This is a genomic window from Streptomyces sp. NPDC002776, from assembly GCF_053592195.1.
In genome coordinates this window covers 40,157-62,362 of record NZ_JBSFVG010000017.1, presented here as the reverse complement: position 1 = coordinate 62,362, position 22,206 = coordinate 40,157, and the positions used below count along the sequence as shown (strand labels likewise).

Genomic DNA, 22,206 nt, shown 5'->3' with positions numbered 1-22,206 from the left:
CAGACGGTGCGGGCGGGCGGGAAGCCGGGAGGGCTCAGAAGTCCGCGCGGCGGTCCCGCAGGAGCTTCCTGGTGCGGTCGGCGGTGGCGGCACTGGTGGACATGTGGTCCAGCACCTCCAGGTGCGCCGCGACCTCGGTGCGCGAGTCCAGGTACAGGGCGCCGGTCAGGTACTCGGTGAAGACCATGTCGGGCAGCTCGGGCTCGGCGAAGCGGAACAGGGTGAACGGGGCGTAGGTGCCGGGGTGCGGGCCCCGGGCGAACTCGGCGATCTGCAGGGTGACCCGGTCGCGCTCGGCGAACTCCAGCAGCTTGTCCAGCTGCGCGCGCATCACCGAAGGGTGGTCGCTCACCGGCCGCCGCAGCACCGTCTCGTCCATGATCACCCACAGGTGGGGGCGGTCCGGGCTCTCCAGCAGGCGCTGGCGCTCCATGCGCAGGGCCACATGCCGCTCGATCGCCGCGGGTCCGGTCTGGCCGATGGTGCCCGCCTCCAGCACCCCGCGCGCATAGTCCTCGGTCTGCAGCAGGCCCGGCACGAAGTGCGGCTCGTAGGAGCGGATGAGCCGCGCCGCGCCCTCCAGGCTCACGTACAGGCTGAACCAGTCCGGCAGGACGTCGTGGTACCGCTGCCACCAGCCCGGCTGGTTCGCCTCCTCGGCCAGGGAGACGAAGGCGGCCGCCTCCTCCTCGGGCACCCCGTAGGTGTCGAGCAGCACCTGCACGTACGGGATCTTCAGGGAGACCTCGGCCATCTCCATCCGCCGTACGGTCGCCGGGGCCACCCGCAGGACCTTCGCGGCCTCCTCGCGCTTGAGTCCGGCCGCCTCCCGAAGCTCCTGCAACCGCTTGCCGAGCACCACTTGCCCCACGGTCGGCGCGGGCCGCCGCTCACTCACGCCACGCCTCCCCTACGCGCCGAAGTACCCGTGCAGTGTGCCACGTTCCGCTTCCGCTCTCACCGGTTCGGCGGTGAGGCGCTCACCACTGCCCGGAACCGCATTACCCGGGAGGTAATCGACCCCGTCCCCGGGGCGCGGGATCGTAGGGGTCACCGGGCTCCGGATCGGCGCACTCCGATCCGGGGCCCGCCTCCCCTGACCCTGACCCGACGGAGGGTGATTCGTCATGTCCGCGACCCAGCTTGCCGCGCTCGCCAGGACCTCCGAGCCGGGGACCGTGCTGCGCCGGTTCCTCGCCCTCGACGCGGTGGTGACGGGCACCAACGCCCTGGCCTACCTGGCCGCGTCCGGTCCGCTGGGACGACTCCTCGGGGTCGAACCGGCGCTGCTGCTCGCCCTCGGAGCCTTCCTCGCGGTGTACGCCGCGGGCGTCGGGCTGCTCGCCTCCCGCGCCCGGCCGGCCGCGCTCGGGGTCCGGGCCGTGATCGAGGCCAACTTCGCCTGGGCCGCCCTGAGTCTGCTCGCCCTCGCGGTGTGGCTGTCCCCCACCACGGCCGGTGCCGTGTGGACCGCCGTGCAGGCGCTGACCGTCGCCGGGTTCGCCGCCCTGCAGCATCTGGCGCTGAAAAGCCGTCAGGACACCAGTTCCTGAAGGTACTTGACCGTCGCCGGGTCGGCCGGGAGCAGCGTCTCGATGGCCAGCTCGGCGACGGTCACGTCCATCGGGGTGTTGAAGGTGGAGATCGAGGAGATGAAGGACAGCGTCCGTCCCCCGTGCTCGATCCGGAGCGGCAGCGCGAAGTACGGGACCGGCTCCGCGGGTTCCTCGCTCGGGTCCTCCTCCGGCACCGGATAGGCCGCCACCTCCTCGTACAGCCTGCGCAGCGGCTGCGAGCGGTGCAGGGCGATCTGCCGCTGCATCTGCTCCAGCAGATGGCCGCGCCACTCACGGAGGTTGCGGATGCGCGGTGCCAGGCCCTCCGGGTGGAGGGTCAGCCGCATCGCGTTCAGCGGCGGAGCGAGCAGCTGCTCAGGCAGGCCGTCCAGCAGCATCAGGATGCCCCGGTTGGCGGCCAGGACGTTGTACATCGCGTCCACCACGATCGCCGGGTAGGGCTCGTAGCCCTGGATCAGCCGCTCCATACCCTGGCGCACGGCGTCCAGCGCCGGGTCGTCCAGCGGCGTCTCCGGGTAGTGCGGGGCGTAACCGGCGGCCAGCAGCAGGGCGTTGCGCTCGCGGACCGGCACGTCCAGGTGCTCGGCCAGCCGCAGCACCATCTCCTCGCTGGGCCGGGACCGGCCTGTCTCGATGAAGCTGATGTGCCGGGCCGAGGAGTCGGCGCGCAGCGCCAGTTCCAGCTGGCTGACCCGGCGCTGCTCCCGCCAGGCCCGCAGCAGCGGCCCGATGCCCCGGTCGGTGGAAGTGACGGTCATGCCACGACCGTAGACGACCCACCGGCCCCCCGGCGATGCCACCCTTTGCGACCAGGGCCCGGGCACTGGCTCTGTGGCAGTCTTGGAGGGCATCCGCAGCCCAGGAAGGAGCGGCGCATGGCCGTCGAACCGCTGTCCCAGAAGGAGATCGAGGACCGTCTCGCGGAACTGCCGGGCTGGTCGCTCGACGGGGACCGCCTCGCCCGTTCCTACCGGCTCTCCTCGCACTTCGCGGCCACCGCGATGGTCGTCCACATCGCCCAGGTCCAGGAGGAGCTCGACCACCACTCCGACCTCACGCTCGGCTACCGCTCCGTCTCGCTGACCGTGCACACGCACAGCGCGGGCGGCGCGGTCACCGAGAAGGACGTCGAGCTGGCGCGCCGGGTCGCCGAGCTGGCCCCGGGGCACGGGGCCGAGTGAGGGGCGGGTGCTCGACTACGACAAGGAAGCCGACGCCTACGACTCCTCCCGCGGCGGCGAACCCCGGGCCGCCGCGGCGGCCGAGGCGGTCCTCGGCCTGATCCCGGACGGCGCCCGGACCCTCCTCGACGTGGCCTGCGGCACCGGGATCGTCACCCGGCGGCTCGCGGCGGCGCGGCCCGCGCTGCGGGTGACGGGCGCGGACCTGACGTACGGGATGGCCCGGATGGCCGCCGCCCGGCTGCCCGGCGCGATCGTGCTGGCGGACAGCCGGAGGCTGCCGTTCCCCGACGGGACCTTCGACGCGGTGACCAGTGTGTGGCTGCTGCACCTATTGGACCGGGGCGACGACATGGGCGCGGTGGTCGCCGAGTGCGCCCGGGTGCTGCGGCCCGGCGGGGTGTACGTGACCACCGTCGACAAGGCCGCCGCCCATGACGTCGGCAGCGACATCGACGCCGTGCTCGCACCGCGCCCGCGCCGGTCCGCCCCGGACGCCTCGCCCCGCGTCGAGGCCCGCGCCGCCGAGCACGGCCTGCGCCCCGTCGCCGGCGCGCGGTTCCGGGGCGTCGGTCAGGGCCGCAGTCCTCGTGGCACCGCGGCCGACCTGCGCCGGGGCTGGTTCACCCAGCTGCCGCCCGGCACCCCCCTCACCGAACGCTTCGCCGCCGAGCTGGAATCCCTGCCCGACCCGGACCGCCGCCGCCCCGACCCGGTGTTCGGTCTGCGGGCGTTCCGGAAGCCGGGGACTCCCTGAGGGCGGGCCGCTGATACGTCGTGGCGGGACCGGGGCCGCGCACCTCCCGGGTCGGCCGGATACTCCAACCGGCTGCCACGGCAGCGGAGTTCGACTCGCCCGGTCGTTCCCGCCGCGTACCGGGCCGGGTACCGGCGGGACTTCCAGGACCGGCTGCATCGGGGCGAGGCGCCGGGGCGGCGGACCCGGCCCAGGGCGCGCGACGCGCGTACGAAGGGGGCTCCGAACCGGCCGAGCGACGCGGCAACTTCGCGGACGGCGGTGGCGACTGAAGGGGAACGGAACCCGTCCGTCCTCCCGGGAGGTATCTCGTGCAGCACCCGCGCAAGCACCGCAGACGCAGCATCCTCCTGCCCGCCCTCGGCGCCACCGCGGCGCTCCTCGCCGCCGGGCTGACCTCGCTCACCGTCGCCGACCGCGCCGAGGCCGCCACCGCACGCCAGGTCGAGGCGCTGGACCGGGGTGTGGTCAGCGTGTACACCGGCAGCGGCAACCTGGTCAGCTGGCGCTGGCTCGGCACCGACCCCGACAGCGTCTCCTTCAACCTCTACCGGGCCGGTACGAAGGTCAACGCGGTCCCCATCACCGGCTCCACCAACTACTTCCACTCCGGCGCCCCCGCGCACGCCGACTACACGGTCCGCGCGATCGTGGGCGGCGTGGAGCAGGGCGACTCCGTCCACGCGATCCAGTTCCGCACCGGATACGAGGACGTCCCCCTCTCCCCGCCGGCCGGCGGCACCACACCCGACGGGGTGGCCTACACCTACGAGGCCAACGACGCCTCCGTCGGCGACCTGAACGGCGACGGCGCCCTCGACCTGGTCCTGAAGTGGCAGCCGCCCAACGCCAAGGACAACTCCCAGTCCGGCTACACCGGCAACACGGTCGTCGACGGCATCACCCTCGACGGCACCCGGCTGTGGCGCATCGACCTGGGCCGCAACATCCGCTCCGGCGCCCACTACACGCAGTTCCAGGTCTACGACTACGACGGCGACCGCAAGGCCGAGGTCGCGATGAAGACCGCCGACGGCACCGTCGACGGCGGCGGCACGGTGATCGGCAGCGCCTCGGCCGACCACCGCAACTCCAGCGGGTACGTGCTGTCCGGACCCGAGTACCTGACCATGTTCAACGGGCAGACCGGCCGGGCCATGCAGTCCGTGGACTACGTCCCGGCGCGCGGCACGGTCTCCTCCTGGGGCGACTCCTACGGCAACCGCGCCGACCGCTTCCTCGCGGGCACGGCGTACCTGGACGGCTCCCGGCCCTCGCTGATCATGGCCCGCGGCTACTACACCCGGAGCGTGATCGCCGCCTGGGACTGGCGAGGCGGCTCCTTCACCCGCCGCTGGACCTTCGACACCAGTTCCTCCACCAACTCCGGCAAGGGGTAGGACGGTCAGGGCTCGCACAGCCTGTCGGTGGGGGACGTCGACAACGACGGCAGGGACGAGATCGTGTACGGCTCGATGGCCGTCGACGACAACGGCAGCGGTCTGTGGACCGCGCGGACCGGCCACGGGGACGCCCAGCACCTCGGGGACCTCGACCCGGCCGCCTCGGGCCTGGAGTACTACAAGGTCTCCGAGTCGACGTCCCAGCCGGCCGCGGTGTACCTCAACCCCGCGGCGGGGGCGGTCCGTTGGAAGCTCGCCGCCTGCTGCGACAACGGGCGGGGAGTGGCCGCGGACGTCTGGGCCGGGAACGACGGCGCGGAGGTCTGGTCGGCCTCGGACACGAGCATCCGGGACGAGGCGGGCGCCACCAAGGGGCGCGAGCCGTCGTCGGTCAACTTCCTTACCTGGTGGGACGGGGACACGGTCCGCGAACTCCTCGACGGTACCCGGATCGACAAGTACGGCACCTCGGCGGAGACCCGGCTGCTGACCGGCGCCTCGGTCCACTCCAACAACGGCACCAAGGCGACCCCGGCCCTGTCCGGTGACATCCTCGGCGACTGGCGCGAGGAGGTCATCTGGCCGACCAGCAACAACACGGCCCTCAGGATCTACTCGACGCCGCACGAGACGACCACGAGGATCACGACCCTGCTGCACGACACGGTGTACCGCACGGGTCTGGCCTGGCAGAACACCGCGTACAACCAGCCCCCGCACCCGAGCTTCTACCTCGGCAACGGCATGCCGCCGGCCCGCCGACGGGGGTGTGCCGGAATCGCCACACCCCCGCCGTCTCAGCTCACCGCGCAGTTCTGGTCGCCGACCTTGAATGTGGTCGGTTTGCCGTTCGTGCCGGACCAGTTGGCCGTGAAGCCGAAGTTCACCGACCCGCCGGCCGCCACGTTGGCGTTCCAGCCGACGTTCTTCACCGTGACCGAGGCGCCCGACTGGGTGCGCTCGGCGTTCCAGATCTGCGTGATCGTCTGGCTGTCGGGGAAGGACCAGGCCAGCGCCCAGCCGGACCAGGCGCTCGTGCCGGTGTTGGTCAGCCGCACGTCCGCCTGGAAGCCGCCCTGCCACTGGTTGGTGACCTTGTACGTCACCGCACAGGCCCCCGTGGGCCCCGGCCCGGGATCGGGATCCGTACCGCCGCCGCTGTCGGAGGAGTCCCCGTAGATGACGCCCCGGCCGTTGGTGGCGATGTAGACGCGGCCGTAGACCCTCGGGTCACCGGTGATCGCGGCGCCCGTCCAGCCCCATTGGTGGGCGTCGTCGTTGATGCGCGTCCAGGTGGCGCCCTGGTCGGTGGAGCGGAAGATGCCGCGGACCCCGCCGATCTTCGCGCTGGTGTAGAGCGTCTGGTACGAGGCCCCGGGCGCCGCCTTGCCGAACCCGATGGTGTCGGCCTGCTCGACGCCCGCGAGCTTCGTGAAGCTCGTGCCGCCGTTCGTCGACCGCCACAGCCCGTACGCGCCGTCACTCGCGCCGCCCGCCAGCCACACGTCGCCCTTGGTGCCGGGCAGCGCCTTGAAGCGGACGCTGTCACCGCTCGGCAGCCCGGTCGCGGCGGAGGCGGCGAAGGTGGCTCCGCCGTCCGTACTGACGTAGAACTTCCCGGACTTGAAGCCGTAGAAGACCTTCGGGTCGACGCGGTCGGACTCCACGATCGCCCCCGCCGGGATGCCGGAGGACGCCGACCAGGAGGTGCCGAAGCCGGTCGTGTGGTGGACGCCGGTGCCCTGCGGGCTCCACACGAACCGGCTGCCGTCCGCCGCCGCGGCGACCGTGCCGCCCCCGGAGACACCCGAAGGGTCCGTCCCGGCGAACCAGTTGGCGCCGTTGTCGGTGGAGAACGCGATGTGCGGGCCCGAGTCCAGGTTGCCGGAGCGGACCACCGTGTTCGGGTTGGCCTCCGCGAAGTCCAGGCTGGTCGTCGAGGTGAAGTTGGGCTGCGTGAACATCATCGAGGGGACCTTGGTGAGGTCCGTGTGGCGGAAGCCGCCGATGTCACCGAGCGCGCTGAGCAGCGGGGCGCCGGACGGGGGAGAGATCAGGTCGTTGACCGCCGTCTCCTCCAGGCCCCGCACCATCGGCTTGATGGTGAACTGGGCACCGCTGTCCCAGGCGGTGAGGTTCTCGGTGCCGTAGATCGTCGCGCCGGTGCCGTACATCATGCGGTCGGAGTCGAACGGGTCGATCTCCAACGCCTCGGTCATCCAGCCGAGTTTGGGCGTCTGCTCGGGCGGGCTGGGGTTCGCGCCCCAGGTCAGCCAAGGGGAGGAGGAGACGTCCATGGTGTAGCGGTTGGCGCGGTTGGGGTACGACGTGTAGTCCCACGCCTTCGTCCAGGTGGCGCCGCTGTCGGTGGAGCGGAAGATCTGGGTGTCCGGCCACCAGGAGCTGTACGCCGTCGCCATCACCGTGCCCGGATCCTGCCGGTCGACGGTGAGGCCGCTGAAGCCGAAGTAGGTGTCGGCCTCCGCCACCGGGCTGATGTCGGTCCAGGTGCCCGTCGCCGTCGCGTACCGCCACAACCGGCCCTTGCCGCCGTCGTAGGGGCCTCCCTTGTCGCTGTACGACAGGTAGAGGTGGCCGTTCTCGGCGTCCAGCACGCCCTTGTGGGCGAGATAGCCGGTCGGCTGCCCGGCGACCCTGCTCCAGGTCGCCCCCGCGTCCGTCGAGCGGTACACGGCGTTGTCCTTGTCGGCCACGCCGACGTAGATCGTCCGGGTGGCGCTGCCGGCGGTGCCGGTGGACTCGTCGAAGGTGACCCAGACGATGCCCTGGTTGTCGGAGGCGTAGCCGCTGGTGTCGCTCGGATCCTGCACGTAATTGCCGACGTTGGGGAAGTTCGCCACTTGCGACCAGCTCGCCCCGGAGTCCGTCGACCGCCACAGGCCCTTGCCGCTCGGCGCGCCCAGGTACAGCACGCTGTTGCGGTGCGGGTCGACCGCCAGGCGCTCGCCCATGCCCCGGCCCGGCATGTTGCCGCCCAGCTTGAACGGCAGATTCGCCTTCTGCCAGCTGGCGCCCCGGTCCGCGGAGCGCAGCACGGCTCCGTTCCCCGGGTCCCAGCTGTTGGTGTACGTGCCGACGGCGGCGTACACCCGGTTCGGGTCGACGGCGTCGGAGGCGATGCTGACGACGCCGGTGTGGCCCCAGTCGTCCCAGCCCACCGAGTCCAGCAGCGGGGTCCAGGTCTTCGACGACTCCACCCAGCGGTAGGCGCCGCCGATGTCGGTGCGGGCGTAGGCGAGGTTCTTCTCGGTGCGGTTGAACACGATGCCGGGGACGAAGCCGCCGCCATCGATGCGGGCGTTCTTCCAGGTGTAGGTGTCGGCGCTGATCGACACCGTCTTCTTGGCGGGCTCGACGGCGGCCAGTGCGGGCGGCGCGCCCGACAGCAGCCCGGCCGCGAGCGCCAGGACGGCCGTGAGGATGCGGGTTCTTCGCACGGGGAGTCCTTTCCGGTGGGGGAGTTCCGGTGGGTCGTGGAAAGCGCTTTCTCAGTGCAGCGAGAGGTGCCGGGCGGTCCCCCGTGCGGGAAGGGACCGCCCGGCCGTCCGGCCTCGCCGTCAGGTGGCGAGACCTTGCACGCGGGGCTCTTTCAGGCGCCGTGGAGCGCCTGGCGGGGGCGGGTTATTCGAGCAGCTCCGCGTACGAACCCATGGCCAGGGCGATGTCCGCCTGGGCCCAGAAACGGTGGTACGTGAACGTGGGAACCGCTCCGCCCGCCAGATACGCCTCGATCTTCGACCAGGCCGGGTCGTCCTCGTAGAACGTGCGGATCGACTCGAACGTCGACGAGGAGTTGATCGCGTCGCCGTTCGGCATCGTTCCGGTCCAGCCGCTCGGGATGTGGACGCGGTCGTCGAAGCGGTTGTAGTCGGCGCGGTTCTCCGGGACGGCGATGCCCAGGGCGTCCTGGTGGTGGTCCCACATGCCGTCGAGCAGGGCCTTCGCTGTCGTCGCCGCCGCGGTGTCACCGGAGCGGTCGGCGTAGTACGTCAGGGTCTTGGCGTACGCGGCCGCCACACCGACGTCGTTGGTGTAGTCGGCGACGGTGACGTGCAGGCCCGTGTTGGCACCGGGGTTCGTGGCGTTCCAGGTGTCGGGCTGGCCCGACCACTGCAGCGTCGACGGGATCCGGTAGGTGCCGTCCGGGTTGATGGTGGTGTGCGCGATCGCCCAGTCCACCCACTTGTCGAGGACCGCCTTGGCCGCCGCGTTCCCCGTCTGCTGGTAGTACTCGGCCACCCGCTCCATCGACCACGCCTGGAAGCCGAACCACTGGTTGGACGGCGGGTCGTGGTAGACGGGCTGCTGGTCGTAGTACATGCCGTAGAAGGTCGACTTGCCGGCCGGCGGGGTCGCGTAGCGGCCCGCCCAGCTGTTGGTCGCCCCGCCCGCGATCGCGCCCTCGCTGGACTGGAGCCAGCGGTAGAACTCGATCTGCCGCTCCAGGGACTTGGCCCAGTCCGCCTGTCCCGTCGCCGACTTCGGCTTCAGGTCGGGGTAACTGGCCAGCGCGTACGCGGCCATCGGGTTCTGGTAGCCGCCGTGCGCGTGACTGGAGCCGATGCGCCAGGCCCAGCCCGCCGAGGTGTCGGTGGCACCGCCCCAGGCGTAGTACCAGGAGAGCAGGTAGTGCGAGGAGTCCTTGCCGGTGCCGGCCGGGCACGCCGACGGACCGACACAGTTGCCGATCTTCTTGAAGTACTTGTCGTACATGGCGTAGCGCAGATAGTCGCCCATCTTCGCGGCCTTGGCGACGGTCGCGGAGATCTGGCTGCCCTTGCCCTGCGCGTCGGCCCACTTGTCGGCCCAGTACGCGGCCTGCACCGCACGCGCGTCGGCGTCCGGGGCGTTGGTGAACTTCCACTGCTTGGCGTAGGAGGAGTCACCGGTGAACAGGTCCAGGTAGCCGTTCGGGCCGCCGTACTTGAAGGCGTCGCAGGTCGGCTGCGGCACCGTCTCCCACACCGACTCCTGCACTCCGCGCTGGAAGGTGTTGATGTACGACGGACCGGTGTCCGACGGGCCCGCCTCGCACTTGCCGGGCGAGTTGCCGAAGCCGTAGATGTTGTCCACGTCCTGCAGCCAGTGCATGCCGTAGATCTCGTCCGTGCCGTACGCGCTCTTCAGCTCCGCCGCGATCGGGTCCGGGCCGACCGAGACCGAGGCGTCGAGCCGGGCCGGGTACTCGTTCGGGGTGTCCAGCTCGGGCGCGTAGGTCGCGGGCTTGGAGGCGTTGTAGAAGGAGTTGGTCGGCTGGTCGGCGCGGGTGGGGATCATGTACTTCTCCATGATCTCCCAGGCGCCGTTGAACTTGGTCCAGTCGCCCGTCACCTTGCCGTACATGGCCTGCAGCCACAGCAGGTAGCTGTAGGCCTCCGAGGTGGTCTCGTGGCCGTGGTCCGGCGCCTCCACGATCAGCGTCTCGACCGAGTGGTAGGGGATCCCCTCGGGCGAGAAGTAGCCGTTGGCCGGGTTGGTGATCTTCTCGTACAGCTCCAGGAAGCGGGCGTCGTACTCACCCGACGCCTCCACCTGGGTGACGGTCACCGTGGCCTTGCCGTGGCCGTTCGCGGTCGACTCGAAGGTCGCCGCGCCGGTCCCGGAGGAGTCCGCGGTGATGGTCACGCGCTGTGCGGTGTTCCAGTTCGCCGGGGTGAAGGTGAGCGAGGCGCCGCCGGTCACCGACAGACCCGAATTCCCGCCGGTGCGGGCGGTGGTGACGGTCACGTTGGCCGACGGCTGCGTGGACAGCTTGATGTCGAACGTGCCCGTCTCGCCCTGCCGTACGGCCAGTTGGTTGGTCGAGGCCACCACGGCGGGACCCGAGGCGACCGTGATGCCGACCGGCGTGGACTCCGCCGACGCGCCCAGACTGTCGTACGCCTTGGCCAGCAGCGAGTGGCTGCCCACGGTCAAGTTGGAGACGGAGAGCGAGAAGGGGGCGCTCGTGTCCGTGCCCAGCAGCCGGGTGTCGTCGTAGAACTCCACCTTGCTGATCGTGGCGTTGTCGGCGGCCGCGGCGGTGGCCGCGAGCGGCACCGCGTCCCCCTGCGAGTACACGGCACCCGCGGCCGGGCTGGTCAGCACCGTGATCGGGGGCTGATGGGCGCCGGTGCAGCGCGTGCCGTTGATCGCGAAGGAGGCCGGGGCGGCGTTGGTGCCGCTGTAGCTGAACTGCGCCCCGGTGGAGACCGCGGCGCCTGCCGCGATCCGGCCGTTGTACGGGGCGTTCTTCACCGTGATGTTCTGGCCGGACTGGGACCAGGTCCCGTTCCAGCCGTTGCTGAGCCTCTGGTTGCCCGTGTAGGCGTACGTCAGGGTCCAGCCGTCGACCACGTCGGTGCCGCGGTTGGTGATGGTCAGATTCGTGGTGAAGCCGGAGCCCCAGTCGTTGGTCTTGTAGTCGACGCTGCACTGCAGCGGCGCCGCCTGGGCGGGCGTGGTGCCCGTCGCGAGCAGCGTGAACGGAAGCGCCAGGGCGGCGACGACGGCCGTCCAGGCACGCCGTACCGCTCTTCGCCTTCGGTGTGGAGGTTGCATGTGCTGGTTCCTCCTTGCGGCTCGGAGAAGTCAAGGCTTGAACCAGTGGGAGCGCTCCCATAGTGGAGACGGGTGTGCGGGGGGTCAAGATGCTTGAAGAGTCGAAAAGATTCGACGACCACCGTCGAGCGAAAGTCGAGCAACTCCCCTGTCCCTGACGGTCACTTGGCGCTAACTTCGTTGGCACCAGTGGGAGCGGTTCCACCAGTCGACGCGTCGCTCACGACGCGCTGATCTGCAAGGAGACGCTCATGCGCCACCCCCCGCGTTCAGTACTTTTAGCCGTCACCGGAGTGATCCCCATGGTCCGGTACGAGTGTGACGGCGGTGCACCAGAGCCCTCCGCGCGCACCGCATGTCATCCGCGCTGATCACCTCCTGCGCCGGAACATCCACGTCGTACGGCATCGGGCCGCGTGTTCTCGGCGCGCTCGACGGATGACATCCCGCAACGGACCACACCCCATGACGGAGAGGGAACCCGCACTCATGAGTCGTACCAGAACAGCGATGCTCGCCGCCCTGGCGCTGGTCGCCGGGGCCTCCGGGACGGCGTTCGCCGCCGTACCCGACGACGTCGGCACCACCGCCGTGCCCTGCACCGTCGACTACAAGGTGCAGAACCAGTGGGGCACCGGCTTCACCACCGCGGTCACGGTCACCAACAACGGCGCCGCCAAGAGCGGTTGGGCGGTGAAGTGGTCGTACGCCGGCAACCAGAAAGTCACCAACGGCTGGAACGCGAAGATCACCCAGAGCGGTACGGCCGTCACCGCCGCCAACGAGTCCTACAACGGCACCCTGGGCACCGGCGGTTCGGTCAGCTTCGGCTTCCAGGGCTCCTACAGCGGCAGCAACGCCGTCCCCGCCACCTTCACCCTGGACGGCGTGACCTGCAACGTCGACGACGGCGGCGGCACCGGCCCGGACCCCGATCCCGGCAACCGCGTGGACAACCCGTACGCCGGCGCCAAGGTCTATGTGAACCCCGAGTGGTCCGCGAAGGCCGCCGCCGAGCCGGGCGGCAGCCGGATCTCCAACCAGCCCACCGGGGTGTGGCTCGACCGGATCGCCGCCATCAACGGCGTGAACGGCGGCATGGGCCTGCGCGACCACCTCGACGCGGCCCTGACGCAGAAGGGCAGCGGCGAGCTCGTCGTCCAGCTGGTCATCTACAACCTGCCCGGCCGCGACTGCGCCGCCCTCGCCTCCAACGGCGAGCTCGGCCCGACGGAGATCGGCCGGTACAAGACCGAGTACATCGACCCGATCGCCGCGATCCTCGCCGACCCCAAGTACGCCGGGCTGCGGATCGTCACCACCGTCGAGATCGACTCCCTGCCCAACCTCGTCACCAACACCGGCAGCCGCCCGACGGCCACTGCGCAGTGCGACGTGATGAAGGCCAACGGCAACTACGTCAAGGGCGTCGGCTACGCGCTCAGCGAGCTCGGTGACGTGCCCAACGTCTACAACTACGTGGACGCCGGGCACCACGGCTGGATCGGCTGGGACGACAACTTCGCGCCGTCCGCCCAGGTGTTCAAGGAGGCCGCGACCGCCGAGGGCGCGACCGTGAACGACGTCCACGGCTTCATCACCAACACCGCCAACTACAGCGCCCTGAAGGAGAACAACTTCACCGTCAACGACACCGTGGCCGGCAAGTCGGTCCGCGAGTCGAAGTGGGTCGACTGGAACCGGTACGTGGACGAGCTGTCCTTTGCCCAGGCCTTCCGCAACCAGCTGGTCACCGTCGGCTTCAACAGCAGCATCGGCATGCTGATCGACACCTCCCGCAACGGCTGGGGCGGCTCGGCCCGGCCCGCCGGTCCCGGGGCGACGACCAGCGTCGACACCTACATCGACGGCGGCCGCTACGACCGCCGCATCCACATCGGCAACTGGTGCAACCAGTCCGGAGCGGGCCTCGGCGAGCGACCCCAGGCCGCCCCGGCCGCCGGGATCGACGCCTACGTGTGGATGAAGCCGCCGGGTGAGTCCGACGGCGCCAGCCGGGCGATCCCGAACGACGAGGGCAAGGGCTTCGACCGGATGTGCGACCCGACGTACACCGGCAACGCCCGCAACGGCAACAACCTCTCCGGCGCCCTTCCGGACGCCCCGGTGTCCGGGCACTGGTTCTCCGCCCAGTTCCAGCAGCTGATGCGGAACGCCTACCCGCCGCTGCCGTAAGCGGCGGACCTCGCCGGGGCCCGGGAGGGCCGGGCCCCGGCACCCTTTTGCGGTTGCGGCAACATCGTTTGCCTTTCGACGGTGCGTCGGCGCACGCTGGCGCCAACCGGAGGAGAGGCTGACCACCATGGCGCACCAGCACGCGCACCACCACGACCACACCGACATCGACTGGGCCGACATGGCCGGGCACCTGGAGACCCAGGCCGAGCTGTACACGCCGCTGACCGAGCACGCGCTCGCCTGGCTGGGCGGAAAGCAGTCCGAGCCGGGTCTGATCGTCGACGCGGGCAGCGGCCCCGGTGTCGTCTCCTGCATGCTCGCCGACGCCTTCCCCGGTGCCCGGGTCGTCGCGGTCGACGGCTCCGGGCCACTGCTGGAGCGGGCCCGCGCCCGCGCGGAGCGGCTCGGGGTCGCGGACCGCTTCGGCACGATCGCCGGCGACCTCCCGGACGCCATGGCCGAGCTGGACTATCCGGCCGACCTGATCTGGGCCAGCTACAGCCTGCATCACCTCGGCGACCAGCAGGCGGCCCTCGCGGCCTACGCCGAGCGGCTGGCGGCCGGTGGCACGCTCGCCCTGGTGGAGGGCGGTCTGCCCACCCGCTTCCTGCCCCGCGACTTCGGCATCGGCCGGCCGGGCCTTCAGGCGCGGCTCGACGCGTTGCAGGAGGACTGGTTCAGCGAGATGCGGGCCGGGCTGCCGGGCAGTGTCGCGGTGGCCGAGGACTGGCGGGCGCTGATGTCGGCCGCCGGACTGAGGCCCACGGGCTCGAGGACCTTCCTGCTCGACCTGCCCGCTCCGGCGCCCGACCGGGCGCGCGCGGTCGCCGCGGACACCTTCGGCCGGTTCCGGGAGACCTGCGGTGACGCCCTCGACGCCACCGACCGGGCCACCCTCGACCGGCTCCTGGACCCGGACGACAAGGCGAGCGTGCACCACCGCCCGGACCTGTTCGTCCTGGCCGCCCGTACGGTGCACACCGCGGTGCGCCCGGCCTGATCCCGGCGCTCAGCAGCCGCCCGGCCGGGCGTGGACGGTGACGCGCGCGCCCTGGAGGCTGCGGGTGCCGCACTCCACGAAGTACCGGTCGAGCACCCGGCGTTTGGTGCTCTCCTGAGCCGTCCGGTCGACGGGCTGCCCGGCCGGATCGCGGACCGACACCACGCGGCGCGCCGCGAGCAGGCGGGCGCGGATCTCCGGGGCGGGCAACTCCGTGCCGTACAGCGTGCGCGAGCCGGACGGCGAGCCCTTCAGCGCCACATCGCGCAGGCCGTGCACGGACGACGGGTCGGCCAGGGTCTCCACACCCGGCGCCGGGACGGCATGAACACGATCGCGTCGGCGTCGGCCGAGGTGTGTGCCCGGGCTGCGGGTGGGGTGAGGGAGACCGAGTGGCGCCGCCGTCTGCCCTCGGTGCCGTACCGCGAGACCTGCGGCGACCGCCCTTGACTTGGAGAGCGCTGCAACTGATGAACTCCCCCTCACCGAACGACAACAGGGGGTAACCATGACCGACTCTCCGGTCGCACTCATCACCGGCGGCGGCAGCGGCATCGGCGCCGCCGTGGCGCGTCGGCTGCTGGACGCCGGGCACCGGGTGGCCGTCACCGGCCGCGGAGAGGCCCGGCTGCGCGGCTTCGCCGAGGAACTCGGCGATCCCGAGGGGCTGTTGACGATCGTCGGGGACGCCGCGGACCACGAGCACATCCAGGGCGCGGTGGACACCACGCTGAAGCGGTTCGGGCGCCTCGACACGGTCGTCGCCAACGCCGGCATCGCCACCCACGACTCGGTCGCCGAGGGGGACCCGGCCGGCTGGCCGGAGATGATCCTGACCAATGTCCTCGGACCGGCGCTGCTCATCCGCGCCTCGATCGACGCCCTGAAGGAGACCCGGGGCCGGATCGTGCTGGTCGGCAGTGTCGCCGGGTTCGTGCACACGCCGGGCAACCTCTACGGCGCGACCAAGTGGGCGGTGACCGGGCTCGCCGAGAACACCCGCCGTGAGGTGACCGAGTGGGGCGTCGGCGTGACGCTGATCGCGCCGGGCAGGGTGGAGACGCCGTTCTGGGACAGCTACGGCAGCCTGCCGCCCGGGCATCTGCTCACCGCCGACCAACTCGCCGACTCGATCGTCTGGGCGATCCGCCAGCCGGACGGGGTCGACGTCAACACCGTCGTCGTACGGCCGGTCGGACAGCCCAACTGACCGGCCCGGGCGGTCCGGTGACCCGGACCGCCCGCGCCGCACGCGTCAGACGACGTCGAACGTCGCCGGGTCCGGACCGATCCGGCGGTCCTCGTTCAGCGCGCTGATCGCCGCCAGGTCCTCGTCGTCCAGGCGGAAGTCGAACACGTCGATGTTCTCCTGGATCCGGGACGGGGTGACCGACTTCGGGATCACCACATTGCCGAGCTGGAGGTGCCAGCGCAGCACGACCTGGGCCGGGGTGCGGTCGTGCTTGCGGGCGATGGCCACGATCGCCGGGACCTCCAGCAGGCCCTTGCCCTGGCCGAGCGGCGACCAGGCCTCGGTGGCGATGCCGTGCTCCGCGTGGAACGTGCGGGAGGCGTGCTGCTGGAGGTGCGGGTGCAGCTCGATCTGGTTGACGGCCGGGACGACGGACGTCTCGCCGATCAGCCGCTCCAGGTGCTCCGGCAGGAAGTTGGACACGCCGATCGCCTTGATGCGGCCGTCGGCGTGCAGCTTCTCGAACGCCTTGTAGGTGTCGACGTAGGTGTCCCGGGCCGGCAGCGGCCAGTGGATGAGGTACAGGTCCACGTAGTCCAGGCCGAGCTTGGCCAGCGACGTGTCGAAGGCGCGCAGGGTGGTGTCGTACCCCTGCTCGGAGTTCCAGAGCTTGGTGGTGACGAAGAGGTCCTCGCGGGGGACGCCGGAGGCGGTGATGGCCTTGCCGGTGCCCTCCTCATTGCCGTAGATCGCCGCTGTGTCGATGCTGCGGTACCCGGCCTCCAGAGCCGTGCTGACCGCCTGCTCCGCCTCGTCGTCCGGCACCTGCCAGACGCCGAAGCCCAGCTGGGGCATCTCGACGCCGTTGTTGAGGATGATCGGGGGAACCTTGCTCACGAGCTCGTGATCCTTACGGTTGTCGTCAAGTGGTACTCCCATCGTCAACGATCACGGGCCGCGATGCATTCCTGATCGCGCAATCCGTCCGGAGTCCGTCCTGAACTCTCAGGCCTGGTACAGCGCCGCCACCTCGCCGGCGTAGGCCTTCTCGATCGCCCTGCGCTTCAGCTTGAGCGAGGGGGTGAGCAGGCCCTGCTCCTCGGTGAAGGGCTGGGCGAGGATCCGGAAGGTACGGATCGACTCGGCCTGCGAGACCAGGGTGTTGGCGGCGACCACCGCGCGCCGCACCTCCGCCTCCAGGTCGGCGTCGCGCACCAGTTCGGCCGGGGGCGGCCGCCGCTTGCCGCGCATGGCCAGCCAGTGGTCCACTGCCTCCTGGTCGAGGGTGACCAGGGCCGCGATGTAGGGGCGGTCGTTGCCGACGACGACGCACTGGGCGACCAGCGGATGGTCGCGGACCCGCTCCTCCAGCACGCCCGGCGAGACGCTCTTGCCGCCCGAGGTGACCAGGATCTCCTTCTTGCGCCCGGTGATGGTGAGATAGCCGTCCTCGTCGAGGGAGCCGAGGTCGCCGGTGGCCAGCCAGCCGTCGTGCAGGGTCTCGTCGGTGGCCTTGGGGTTGTTGAGATAGCCCTGGAAGACGTTGGCGCCGCGCAGCCAGATCTCCCCGTCGTCCGCGATGTGCACGCTCATCCCGGGGATGGGCTGTCCGACCGAGCCGTAGCGGGTGCGCTCGGGCGGGTTGGCGGTGGCCGCCGCCGTGGACTCGGTCAGGCCGTAGCCCTCGTAGATGTGCACGCCCGCGCCCGCGAAGAACAGGCCGAGCCGGCGGTCCATCGCCGAGCCGCCGGACATGGCGTGCCGGATCCGGCCGCCCATCGCGGCCCGCATCTTGCCGTAGACGAGCTTGTCGAAGAGCTGGTGCTGCATGCGCAGGCCGGCCGAGGGGCCGGGCCCGGTCCCCCACGCCTTGGCCTCCATGGCGTCCGCGTACTTCACCGCGACCTCGACGGCCTTCTCGAAGGCACCGGCCCGGCCCTCCTTCTCGGCCTTGCGGCGGGCGGCGTTGAAGACCTTCTCGAAGACGTACGGCACGGCGAGGAAGAAGGTCGGCCGGAACGCGGCGAGGTCGGGCAGCAGGGCGGCGGCGTTCATCTGCGGCTGATGGCCGAAGCGGACGCCCCCGCGGACCGCGGCGACCTGCACCATACGGCCGAACACATGCGCGAGCGGCAGGAAGAGCAGGGTCGCCGCCTCGTCGCCCTTCTTCGAGTGGAAGACCGGCTCCCAGCGCTCGATGACGGTGTCCGCCTCGTACATGAAGTTGCCGTGGGTCAGGACACAGCCCTTGGGGCGGCCGGTGGTGCCGGAGGTGTAGATGACGGTCGCGACCGAGTCGGGGGTGACCGCCTGGCGGTGCCGGTGCACCACCTCGTCGTCGAGGTGGGCGCCGGCGTCGTACAGCTCCGGGACGCAGCCCGCGTCCAGTTGCCACAGCTCGCGCAGCCGCGGCAGCCGGTCGATGACCGTGGCGATGGTCATCGCCTGGTCCTCGTGCTCGACGACCGCCGCCGAGACCTCCGCGTCGTGCAGCATCCAGAAGCACTGCTCGGCGGAGGAGGTCGGGTAGACCGGCACCACCTGGGCGCCGATGGTCCACAGGGCGAAGTCGAAGAGGGTCCACTCGTAGCGGGTGGGGGACATGATGGCGACCCGGTCGCCGAACCGGACGCCCCGGGCGAGCAGCCCCTTGGCCAGGGCGAGCACCTCGTCGCGGAACTCGGCGGAGGTCACGTCCCGCCAGTGCCCGGCGTCGTCCTTGCGGCCGAGGGCCACATGCGCCGGGTCCTCCCGGGCACGCTCGAACACCACGTCGGCCAGTCCGCCCACCGGCGGGGCCGACGCCGACGGAGGGTTGGTGAACTCGCGCAAACCCCGCTCCCCGCTGTCGACGCTCCGCACAGAGCCGTGAAAGCTACCCCACGCTCCTGTCTGACGGGAGGGGGCAAAAAGCCGGGCGGGGCCCGGGTATGCACAGTTCTAGGGGCGGAAAATGCGCTTACATGGGGAAGGGTCGGACAGAAAACTGACCGTCGAGTAAGTTTCGGTGCCGTAATCTCCACCGAATCTGTACGAGCACATCAGCGGCGGTGCAGTCGCTCCCCGCCCGCCAGGATCGCCGCCGCCAGCGCCTCGGCCGCTCCCTGGGCGGCCGTCCGCCGCTGCCCGTGGACCAGCACGAAGTCCACCCGGCCCAGCTCCGGCAGCCCCGACCGCTGCGCCATCCTGACCAGCCCCGGCGGGATCAGCCCCCGCGAGTGCGCCATCACGCCCAGGCCCGCCCGGGCCGCCGCGATCAGGCCGTTGAGGCTGCCGCTGGTGCACACGATCCGCCACTCCCGACCCTGGCGCTCCAGGGCCTCCAGCGCCAGGGCGCGGGTGATGCCCGGGGGTGGATAGACGATCAGCGGCACCGGGCGGTCCGCCTCCAGCCGCAGCCGCTCCGCCCCGATCCACACCAGCCGGTCGTGCCACACCAGCTCGCCCCCCGGCTCCTCGGGGCGCCGCTTGGCGAGGACCAGGTCCAGCTTTCCGGCGGCCAGCTGCTCGTGCAGGGTGCCCGAGAGCTCCACCGTCAGCTCCAGGTCGACCTCCGGATGCTCGTACCGGAAGCCCTCCAGGATCTCCGGCAGCCGGGTCAGCACGAAGTCCTCGGACGCGCCGAAGCGCAGGCGCCCGCGCAGCCGGGTCCCGGTGAAGAAGGCCGCCGCCTGCTCGTGGACCTCCAGCATCCGCCGGGCGAAGCCGAGCATCGCCTCGCCGTCCTCGGTCAGCTCCACCGAGTGGGTGTCCCGGGCGAAGAGCTGCCGCCCCGTGGCGTCCTCCAGCCGCCGTACGTGCTGGCTGACCGTCGACTGGCGCAGCCCGAGCCGCCGGGCGGCCTGGGTGAAGCTCAGCGTCTGGGCGACCGCCAGGAACGTGCGCAGCTGGGAGGGGTCGTACACGCCCCCAGACTAGCGCGGCTATCGCGGAATGTGATGACAGTCAGAACGGTATGCCGGATTCCCGATCAGGCTGCCGGGGAGGACGATGGGGAGGGCACGACCGTGCCCTCGGACCGGACGTACAGCGAAGTAGTGGAGCACAGTGAAACGCCTGCGATGGCCGCGTCGGCTGCCGATCGACCCGTACGTCCTGCTGCTGCTCGGCACGGTGGGGCTGGCCGCCCTGCTGCCGGCGCGCGGGACGGGGGCCGAGGTGGCCTCCGGTGCCTCGACAGCGGCGATCGCCTTCCTCTTCTTCCTGTACGGCGCCCGCCTCTCCACCCGGGAGGCGCTGGACGGACTGCGCCACTGGCGACTCCACCTCACCGTCCTGGCCTGCACCTTCGTCGTCTTCCCGGTGCTCGGCCTGGCGGCCCGCGGACTCGTCCCGGTGCTGCTGACCGACCCGCTCTACCAGGGCCTGCTCTTCCTCACCCTGGTGCCCTCCACCGTCCAGTCGTCGATCGCGTTCACCTCGATCGCCCGCGGCAACGTGCCCGCCGCCATCTGCGCGGGTTCCTTCTCCTCGCTGGTCGGCATCGTCGCCACCCCCCTCCTCGCGGCGAGCCTGCTCGGCGGCGCGGGCGGCGGCTTCTCCGCCGACTCCGTGCTGAAGATCGTGCTGCAACTGCTGGTGCCGTTCCTCGCCGGGCAGGTGCTGCGCCGCTGGATCGGCGGCTTCCTCACCCGCCACAAGAAGGTCCTCGGCCTGGTGGACCGCGGCTCCATCCTGCTCGTCGTCTACACCGCCTTCAGCGAGGGCATGGTCCAGGGCGTCTGGCACCAGGTCAGCCCCGCCCGGCTGGCCGGACTGCTCGCCGTCGAGGCCGTGCTGCTCGCCGTGATGCTCACGCTGACCTGGTACGGCGCCAAGGCGCTGCGCTTCGGCCGGGAGGACCGGATCGCCATCCAGTTCGCCGGCTCCAAGAAGTCCCTCGCCGCCGGGCTGCCCATGGCGAGCGTCCTGTTCGGCGCGCACGCCTCGCTGGCCGTGCTGCCGCTGATGCTCTTCCACCAGATGCAGCTGATGGTGTGCGCGGTGATCGCCAAGCGGCGCTCCCGCGACCCCGTCACGGAGGTCACCCCCCGGCCGCCAGCCGGAGGGTCACGAACCGCGGTCGGTACAGGGCGACGTTCCGGCTGAGCTGGGCGGCGGCGCCGGTGGTCTCCAGCCAGTTGACGTCGTAGCTGAGCACCAGCCGCCCGTCCTCGCTCAGTTCGGGGTGCGTCTGCGGGTTGTACGCGGCCACCTGCCCGTCCGGCAGGGAAGGGCTGAAGTCCTTGGCCGGCCCGTGCCAGGGCCCGGTGGGCGAACAGGACCAGTACGAGGTCACGGTCGTCAGCCCCGCCCCGCCCGCCGCCATGGTGAACAGCACATACGTCCGCCCGTCGCGCACCACCGAGAAGGCGCTGCCCACCCCGGTGCGCCGCTCGTCCCCGAGCACCGGACGCGGGCGGACGCCCACCGCCCACTCCTCGCCGTCCCAGTACTCCCAGGCGCCCGGATCGGCGAGACCGCCCTCGGGGACCCGGGCGACGTACGCCTGCGACGCCGGACGGGACACCGCCCGGCCGTCGTCGCCGCCGAAGACGTAGGTGAAGCCGTCCTCCTCCAGCAGCGTCGTGCCGAACAGCACGCGCCGGGACGGATCGGGGACCTGCTGCTGGTCGAGGACCTTGACCGTCGACTCGACGCGCAGATCGGGCAGCGAGAGCGTGGCGACCTCGGTGGCGGTGGGCACTCCGTAGATCCACGGCGACTGGCCGTTCGTCCGCACCCACAGCAGTACCCGCAGGACCTGTTCCGAGGAGCCGGGGGAGCGGGGCTCGACGCGTGCCGCGACCGGCCAGCGCCACTGGCCCGGCGCGGGATCGGGGAAGAGGGGAGCGGGCAGGGTGCTCTCCAGCCGCCCGTCCCGCATCACGACCGCCGAGTTCCGCACCATCGGCGCCGTGGTGTCCCGCCAGGCGTACGACTCACCGACCGGGTTGGGCGGGGCGTGCACCTGGCCCAGATAGGTGTCCGAGAACAGCCACAGCACCCGTCCGTCCGGCAGTCGCACCGAGTGGGTGCCGTCACCGCCGGTCCAGTCGTCGGTGCGCGAGGCGTCGTTGCCGTAGCGCGCGAACTCCGAGGTGAGCCGCTGATCGGCGGACCAGGCCCGGACGGTACGGGGTGCGCAGGCGCCGTCCGTGTCGTCGTCCTCGGGAAGCGCGGTGAGCAGTACGGCGCCGAGAACGAGGGCCAGCAGCAGACCGAGCCCCGTTCCCGTGCGGTGGCGTACGCGTGCGTCGTCGGGCACGTTCCGGGACGTTAGTGGCAGGAGCGCACCTGGTCCATGGCGCCTCCGAAGACACCCCGGCCCTGAACGGGCCAACTGACGCCAACAGG

At 71.3% G+C, this 22,206-nt stretch carries 16 protein-coding genes and 1 pseudogene; 8 read left to right on the top strand and 9 right to left on the bottom strand.

All coding sequences use genetic code 11. From position 1 onward, the window contains the following. Positions 1-34: 34 nt before the first annotated feature. Positions 35-898 (bottom strand): helix-turn-helix domain-containing protein, encoded by an 864-nt coding sequence (locus ACWD11_RS28565; RefSeq protein WP_389420793.1) that lies wholly within the window; start codon positions 896-898, stop codon positions 35-37. A gap of 229 nt (positions 899-1,127) precedes the next feature. Between ACWD11_RS28565 and ACWD11_RS28560 the strand changes: the two genes are divergently transcribed. Next, a complete protein-coding gene (locus ACWD11_RS28560) occupies positions 1,128-1,553 on the top strand; it encodes a hypothetical protein (protein ID WP_451286406.1) in 426 nt (141 codons plus the stop codon). Here ACWD11_RS28560 and ACWD11_RS28555 read toward each other — a convergent pair. After that, a complete protein-coding gene (locus ACWD11_RS28555) occupies positions 1,535-2,335 on the bottom strand; it encodes a helix-turn-helix domain-containing protein (protein ID WP_389420795.1) in 801 nt (266 codons plus the stop codon). The genes ACWD11_RS28560 and ACWD11_RS28555 overlap by 19 nt on opposite strands. Before the next feature lie 117 nt (positions 2,336-2,452). Between ACWD11_RS28555 and ACWD11_RS28550 the strand changes: the two genes are divergently transcribed. From ACWD11_RS28550 to ACWD11_RS28540, 3 genes and pseudogenes are all read left to right on the top strand, one after another. Beyond that, complete coding sequence (locus ACWD11_RS28550) at positions 2,453-2,758, top strand: 4a-hydroxytetrahydrobiopterin dehydratase (RefSeq protein ID WP_451286404.1); 306 nt, start codon at positions 2,453-2,455, stop codon at positions 2,756-2,758. A 7-nt stretch (positions 2,759-2,765) separates the two neighbouring features. After that, positions 2,766-3,515: a class I SAM-dependent methyltransferase gene (locus tag ACWD11_RS28545; protein WP_451286402.1), complete on the top strand. Its 750-nt coding sequence runs from the start codon at positions 2,766-2,768 to the stop codon at positions 3,513-3,515. A gap of 311 nt (positions 3,516-3,826) precedes the next feature. After that, positions 3,827-5,680, top strand: a pseudogene (locus ACWD11_RS28540) (rhamnogalacturonan lyase); the annotation flags it as partial. A gap of 35 nt (positions 5,681-5,715) precedes the next feature. Here ACWD11_RS28540 and ACWD11_RS28535 read toward each other — a convergent pair. Next, entirely contained in the window at positions 5,716-8,376 is a 2,661-nt protein-coding gene (locus ACWD11_RS28535; RefSeq protein WP_451286400.1) for a cellulose binding domain-containing protein, read from the bottom strand. Between the two features lie 184 nt (positions 8,377-8,560). Further along, the gene (locus ACWD11_RS28530) at positions 8,561-11,479 is read right to left on the bottom strand and encodes a glycoside hydrolase family 48 protein (protein ID WP_451286398.1); all 2,919 of its coding nucleotides are present in this window, start codon (positions 11,477-11,479) and stop codon (positions 8,561-8,563) included. Between the two features lie 489 nt (positions 11,480-11,968). Between ACWD11_RS28530 and ACWD11_RS28525 the strand changes: the two genes are divergently transcribed. Beyond that, positions 11,969-13,675 (top strand): glycoside hydrolase family 6 protein, encoded by a 1,707-nt coding sequence (locus tag ACWD11_RS28525; RefSeq protein WP_451286396.1) that lies wholly within the window; start codon positions 11,969-11,971, stop codon positions 13,673-13,675. Positions 13,676-13,802: 127 nt separating this feature from the next. Further along, positions 13,803-14,678: a class I SAM-dependent methyltransferase gene (locus tag ACWD11_RS28520; RefSeq protein ID WP_451286394.1), complete on the top strand. Its 876-nt coding sequence runs from the start codon at positions 13,803-13,805 to the stop codon at positions 14,676-14,678. A gap of 9 nt (positions 14,679-14,687) precedes the next feature. On the opposite strand, the gene ACWD11_RS28515 is transcribed toward ACWD11_RS28520, so the two are convergent. Beyond that, positions 14,688-14,984 carry a hypothetical protein gene (locus ACWD11_RS28515; RefSeq protein WP_451286392.1) on the bottom strand — a complete coding sequence of 99 codons (297 nt, stop codon included), beginning with the start codon at positions 14,982-14,984 and terminating at the stop codon, positions 14,688-14,690. Between the two features lie 202 nt (positions 14,985-15,186). Between ACWD11_RS28515 and ACWD11_RS28510 the strand changes: the two genes are divergently transcribed. Further along, a complete protein-coding gene (locus tag ACWD11_RS28510; protein ID WP_451286390.1) occupies positions 15,187-15,888 on the top strand; it encodes an SDR family oxidoreductase in 702 nt (233 codons plus the stop codon). 45 nt (positions 15,889-15,933) lie between these two features. Here the strand turns inward: ACWD11_RS28510 and ACWD11_RS28505 are convergent, their stop codons facing one another. The 3 genes from ACWD11_RS28505 to ACWD11_RS28495 form a co-directional block, all read right to left on the bottom strand. Continuing rightward, on the bottom strand, positions 15,934-16,725 hold the full coding sequence (locus ACWD11_RS28505) for an aldo/keto reductase (protein ID WP_389420815.1): 792 nt from the start codon (positions 16,723-16,725) through the stop codon (positions 15,934-15,936). Between the two features lie 150 nt (positions 16,726-16,875). Further along, positions 16,876-18,702, bottom strand: coding sequence for an AMP-dependent synthetase/ligase (locus ACWD11_RS28500; RefSeq protein WP_389420805.1), 1,827 nt, complete (start codon positions 18,700-18,702; stop codon positions 16,876-16,878). 209 nt (positions 18,703-18,911) lie between these two features. Beyond that, entirely contained in the window at positions 18,912-19,775 is an 864-nt protein-coding gene (locus ACWD11_RS28495; RefSeq protein WP_451115904.1) for a LysR substrate-binding domain-containing protein, read from the bottom strand. A 142-nt stretch (positions 19,776-19,917) separates the two neighbouring features. Between ACWD11_RS28495 and ACWD11_RS28490 the strand changes: the two genes are divergently transcribed. Beyond that, positions 19,918-20,958, top strand: coding sequence for a bile acid:sodium symporter family protein (locus ACWD11_RS28490; RefSeq protein WP_389420807.1), 1,041 nt, complete (start codon positions 19,918-19,920; stop codon positions 20,956-20,958). Here the strand turns inward: ACWD11_RS28490 and ACWD11_RS28485 are convergent. After that, positions 20,894-22,117, bottom strand: a complete 1,224-nt coding sequence (locus tag ACWD11_RS28485; protein ID WP_389420808.1) for a DUF4185 domain-containing protein — start codon at positions 22,115-22,117, stop codon at positions 20,894-20,896. The genes ACWD11_RS28490 and ACWD11_RS28485 overlap by 65 nt on opposite strands. Between the last annotated feature and the right edge of the window lie 89 nt (positions 22,118-22,206).

What these genes read in the sequence shown, in the direction of transcription:
- ACWD11_RS28505 (WP_389420815.1), bottom strand. Translation starts at nt 16,725, where the DNA reads ATGCCCCAGCTGGGCTTCGGCGTCTGGCAGGTGCCGGACGACGAGGCG.
- ACWD11_RS28510 (WP_451286390.1), top strand. Translation starts at nt 15,187, where the DNA reads ATGACCGACTCTCCGGTCGCACTCATCACCGGCGGCGGCAGCGGCATC.
- ACWD11_RS28550 (WP_451286404.1), top strand. Translation starts at nt 2,453, where the DNA reads ATGGCCGTCGAACCGCTGTCCCAGAAGGAGATCGAGGACCGTCTCGCG.
- ACWD11_RS28555 (WP_389420795.1), bottom strand. Translation starts at nt 2,335, where the DNA reads ATGACCGTCACTTCCACCGACCGGGGCATCGGGCCGCTGCTGCGGGCC.
- ACWD11_RS28530 (WP_451286398.1), bottom strand. Translation starts at nt 11,479, where the DNA reads ATGCAACCTCCACACCGAAGGCGAAGAGCGGTACGGCGTGCCTGGACG.
- ACWD11_RS28525 (WP_451286396.1), top strand. Translation starts at nt 11,969, where the DNA reads ATGAGTCGTACCAGAACAGCGATGCTCGCCGCCCTGGCGCTGGTCGCC.
- ACWD11_RS28560 (WP_451286406.1), top strand. Translation starts at nt 1,128, where the DNA reads ATGTCCGCGACCCAGCTTGCCGCGCTCGCCAGGACCTCCGAGCCGGGG.
- ACWD11_RS28520 (WP_451286394.1), top strand. Translation starts at nt 13,803, where the DNA reads ATGGCGCACCAGCACGCGCACCACCACGACCACACCGACATCGACTGG.